The organism is Lapillicoccus sp. (assembly GCF_025353065.1).
In the GTDB taxonomy this organism is placed as follows: domain Bacteria; phylum Actinomycetota; class Actinomycetes; order Actinomycetales; family Dermatophilaceae; genus Lapillicoccus.
In genome coordinates, this window is sequence record NZ_JANXRJ010000311.1 from 1 (window position 1) to 4106 (window position 4106).

The 4106-nt window shown below is 70.6% G+C and carries 4 protein-coding genes; all 4 read left to right on the forward strand.

Annotated elements, in window-relative coordinates:
* Positions 1–60 precede the first annotated feature (60 nt).
* Positions 61–1218 (forward strand): GNAT family protein, encoded by a 1158-nt coding sequence (locus Q0R63_RS22420; protein ID WP_295702325.1) that lies wholly within the window; start codon positions 61–63, stop codon positions 1216–1218.
* A 164-nt stretch (positions 1219–1382) separates the two neighbouring features.
* Entirely contained in the window at positions 1383–2438 is a 1056-nt protein-coding gene (locus tag Q0R63_RS22425) for a sulfate ABC transporter substrate-binding protein (protein ID WP_295702326.1), read from the forward strand.
* A 9-nt stretch (positions 2439–2447) separates the two neighbouring features.
* Positions 2448–3365 carry a sulfate ABC transporter permease subunit CysT gene (gene cysT, locus Q0R63_RS22430; protein ID WP_295702327.1) on the forward strand — a complete coding sequence of 306 codons (918 nt, stop codon included), beginning with the start codon at positions 2448–2450 and terminating at the stop codon, positions 3363–3365.
* Positions 3362–4106 (forward strand): sulfate ABC transporter permease subunit (locus Q0R63_RS22435; protein ID WP_295702328.1); only part of this gene is annotated, 745 nt, incomplete at its 3' end. The genes cysT and Q0R63_RS22435, both read left to right, overlap by 4 nt.

Sequence of the window (4106 nt, forward strand, 5' to 3'; positions counted from 1 at the left end):
CGCGGCCGTGGGGGCCCCCGCCCACCCCCACGTCATCCTGCTGCGGGGGGCGGTCGTCGGATGAGTGGACCCGTCCCCCCACTGAGGGCCGATGGCGAGCGCATCTGGGTGGCGACCCCGACGGCCGCCGACATCCCGGCATACCAGCTGGCCGTGGAGCGTTCGCGGACCCGCCTCGGCGCGTGGAACCCCGTCGACCCCCTTGCCCTCCCCGCGATCATCCGAGCCCAGGGTCAGGGGCAGCGCACGCTGCTCGTCCATGCGCGCGATCGCGAGGGTGCGCACGGCATCGTGGGAAAGATCAACGTCAACAACATCGTCCGCGGACGCGCGCAGAGCGGGACGGTCGGCTACGACTCCTACGACCCCTACGTCGGTCGCGGCCTGTTCACCGAGGGACTGCGGCTCGTGGTCGACCTCGCCTTCCGTGCCGAGCCCGAGGGCCTCGGCCTCCACCGCCTGGCCGCGAACGTGCAGCCGGGCAACGTGCGCTCGGCGGCGGTGCTGCGCCGACTGGGCTTCAACCACGAGGGGCAGTCACCCGGCTACCTCCTGCTCGCCGATGCGACGGGGGAGGAGCGCTGGCGCCTCCACGACCGGTATGCCGTCCTCGCTGGCGAGTGGCCGGCGGCGCCATACCTGCGTCGACACCCTCGACGTCTGGCCGTCGTCGTCAACGGCCTGCCGGGTGCGGGCAAGTCGACCCTGGCTGCCGCGCTCGCCGCGGAGCTCGGTCTCCCGCTGCTGAGCAAGGACGTCGTCAAGGAGAGCGTCGCCGACGTCCTGGGGGTCGGGCCCGCCGAGCGGGAGCGGGTCCCGGGGACGGAGCTCGGGATGGCCGCCAGCGAGGCCATCTGGTCGCTGCTGGCCGGCTCGCCGGTCGGCGCCGTGGTGGAGAGCTTCTTCCTCGCGGGTCGGGACGACGCCTCCGTGCGTGCGGGGATGCAGCGCGCCCACCTCGACCCGGGCTCCGTGCCCGAGGTCTGGTGCGACCTGCCGGCCGAGCTGGCCCGCGCGCGCTTCGAAGACCGCTCGCGCCGTGGTGAGCGTCACGGCATCCACGGCACCGGGGGTGACCAACACGCCCGGTGGGACGCATGGGAGAGACAGGCCCGGCCACTCGGGTGGGGTCCGGTCCTGCGCTGCGACACCTCCCGGCTGGTGGCGCCGCGGGTCGTCACCGCCCTCGCCCTGTCGGTGCGGGCGGCCTCCCGCTGAGGGTGCGCGGTCCCTGTCGTCCTTCTCGGATGGTGGGATCGGCGTCCGGCAAATTCGGCAATTCCGCCGCCGATCCCTAGTTTTCCTCCATATCATGTGGGAGTTGGCGACAAAGGCCTTGCTGCCCCTCACCCCTTTCACCACGCCGTCCAGGAGACCCACCGATGATCCGTACCCTGCGCACGCTCCGGCACGCCGCAGTCGTCCTCGCCACCGTTGCCAGCCTCACCGCGATGGCCGCCTGCAGCGGAGGGGCCAGCGACACCGTCAAGGGCGCGGCCGCGACGGTCGTCCCGGCCGCGGACGGCTCCGGTGGCAGCATCAACCTCTACGCCTTCTCCGTTCCCAAGGCCGGGTTCGACGTGCTCATCCCCGCCTTCAACGCCACACCGGCGGGCAAGGGCGTGGCGTTCCAGGCGTCCTACGGCGCCTCGGGCGACCAGTCCCGCAAGGTCGCGGCCGGCGCCGCGGCCGACTTCGTCAACTTCTCGGTCCAGCCGGACATGACCCGCCTGGTCGACGCCGGTCTGGTCGACAAGAGCTGGAACGCGGGCGCCAACAAGGGCATCCCGTTCGGTTCGGTCGTCGCCATCGTCGTCCGCAAGGGCAACCCCAAGGGCATCACGTCATGGGACGACCTGCTCAAGCCGGGAGTGGAGGTCGTCACCCCCAACCCGTTCAGCTCCGGTTCGGCGAAGTGGAACCTGCTCGCGCCCTACGCCGACAAGAGCGACGGTGGCAAGAACCCGCAGGCGGGTCTCGACTACCTCACCAAGCTGATCGGTCAGCACGTCAAGGTGCAGCCGAAGTCGGGCCGCGAGGCCAGCGACACCTTCCTCCAGGGTGAGGGCGACGTGCTGCTGAGCTACGAGAACGAGGCCCTCTTCCTCGAGCGCGACGGCGACCCGGTCGAGCACTTCATCCCCTCGACGACGTTCAAGATCGAGAACCCCGCGGCCGTCGTCAGCAAGGGCAAGAACGCGAAGGTGGCCCAGGCCTTCGACGACTACATCTACACCCCCGCCGCGCAGACGCTGCTGGCCAAGGCGGGCTTCCGTGTCGTCGACCCGACGGTGGCCGCGACGTTCGCCTCGAGCTTCCCGACGCCGGCGAAGGAATACACCATCGACGACCTCGGCGGCTGGAAGACGGTGGACGGCACCCTCTTCAAGAAGGACGTCGGCACGATCGCCAAGATCTACGACGCGGCGACGAAGTAGGACCGTGCGATGACCACCACCGTCGTCCGGCCCGCTCCGGAGAACGACTCCCCAGAGAACGGGTCCCCGGCGCCGCTCTCCGGCCGGACCGGTGCGCCCCGCGCCCGCCGGGCCCGCCGTCGCCTCTTCGCCGCGACCGGCGGGGTCGGCCCGCTCGGTATCGGCATCGCGACCCTGTGGCTGAGCGTGATCGTCCTGCTCCCGCTGGCTGCCCTCACCGTGGCCTCGTTCCAGGACGGCCTCAGCGGCTTCTGGGACGCGGTCACGGCCCCGGTCGCCATCGGCTCGCTCGAGGTGACGATCGGGGTGTCCGTCGTCGTGGCCCTGGTCAACGTCGTCATGGGCACCCTCGTCGCGTGGGTGCTGGTGCGCGACGACTTCCCCGGCAAGTCGTTGGTCAACACGGTCATCGACCTCCCGTTCGCGCTGCCCACGATCGTGGCGAGCATCGTCATGCTCGCCCTCTACGGCCCCAACAGCCCGATCGACGTGCACCTCAACTCCACCAAGTGGGGCCTGATCGTCGCCCTGACCTTCGTCACGCTGCCTTTCGTCGTCCGGTCGGTCCAGCCGGTGCTCATCGAGCTCGACCGCGAGGTCGAGCAGGCCGCGGCGTCCCTCGGGGCCAGCAACCTCACGATCTTCCGCCGGATCGTCCTGCCGACGCTCGCCCCGTCGATCCTCAGCGGCGGTGGGCTCGCCTTCGCGCGGGCCATCGGCGAATACGGCTCGGTCGTCCTCATCGGGGGCAACATCCCCAGGGACACGCAGATGGCGTCCCAATACATCCAGCAGCAGATCGAGATCGACCGTCCCGCCAACGCGGCGGCGGTCTCCGTGGTCCTCATCCTGGTCTCGTTCGTCACCCTCTTCGTCCTGCGGGTCGCCGCGGCGCGCAGCACCCGGCGTGAGGAGAAGTCGGCATGATCACCACGCGCGCGTCGCGCCTGACGATGCGGACCATCGCCCTCGCCTACGTGATCCTGCTGCTGCTCGTGCCGATCGGCGTCATCCTCTGGCGCACGTTCGGCGAGGGCGTCGGAGCCTTCCTCGCCACGGTGTCGACGCCGGCGGCCATCTCGGCCCTCAACCTGTCGCTCCTCATCGTCGCGGTCGTCGTGCCGGTCAACGTCGTCTTCGGCGTCACCGTCGCCCTCGCGCTCGTCCGGGGCCGCTTCCCCGGCCGCGGTCTGCTGCAGGCGGTCGTCGACCTGCCGTTCGCCCTCTCGCCGATCGTCGTGGGGGTCGCGCTCATCCTGCTGTGGGGGGTGAACGGGTGGTTCGGCGGTCTCGACCGGATGGGGTTCCAGGTCATCTTCAGCCTGCCGGGCATGGTCCTCGCGACGATCTTCGTGACGTTGCCCTTCGTCGTCCGCGAGGTCGAGCCGGTGCTCCACGAGATCGGTGACGAGCAGGAGCAGGCCGCGGCGACCCTTGGTGCCAACGGCTGGCAGACCTTCTGGCGGATCACCCTCCCGGCGATCCGCTGGGGCCTGACCTACGGGGTCGTGCTCACCATCGCCCGCTCCCTCGGGGAGTTCGGCGCGGTGATCATGGTCTCCTCCGGCTTCCCCGGGATCTCGCAGACCCTCACCCTGCTCGTCCACTCGCGCTACACCGACGACCACAACACCTTCGGCGCGTATGCCGCGGCGACCCTCCTCATGG

Excerpts from the sequence above, each read along its gene's own strand:
- Q0R63_RS22420 (WP_295702325.1), top strand. The coding sequence starts at position 61 with ATGAGTGGACCCGTCCCCCCACTGAGGGCCGATGGCGAGCGCATCTGG.
- Q0R63_RS22425 (WP_295702326.1), top strand. The coding sequence starts at position 1,383 with ATGATCCGTACCCTGCGCACGCTCCGGCACGCCGCAGTCGTCCTCGCC.
- cysT (WP_295702327.1), top strand. The coding sequence starts at position 2,448 with ATGACCACCACCGTCGTCCGGCCCGCTCCGGAGAACGACTCCCCAGAG.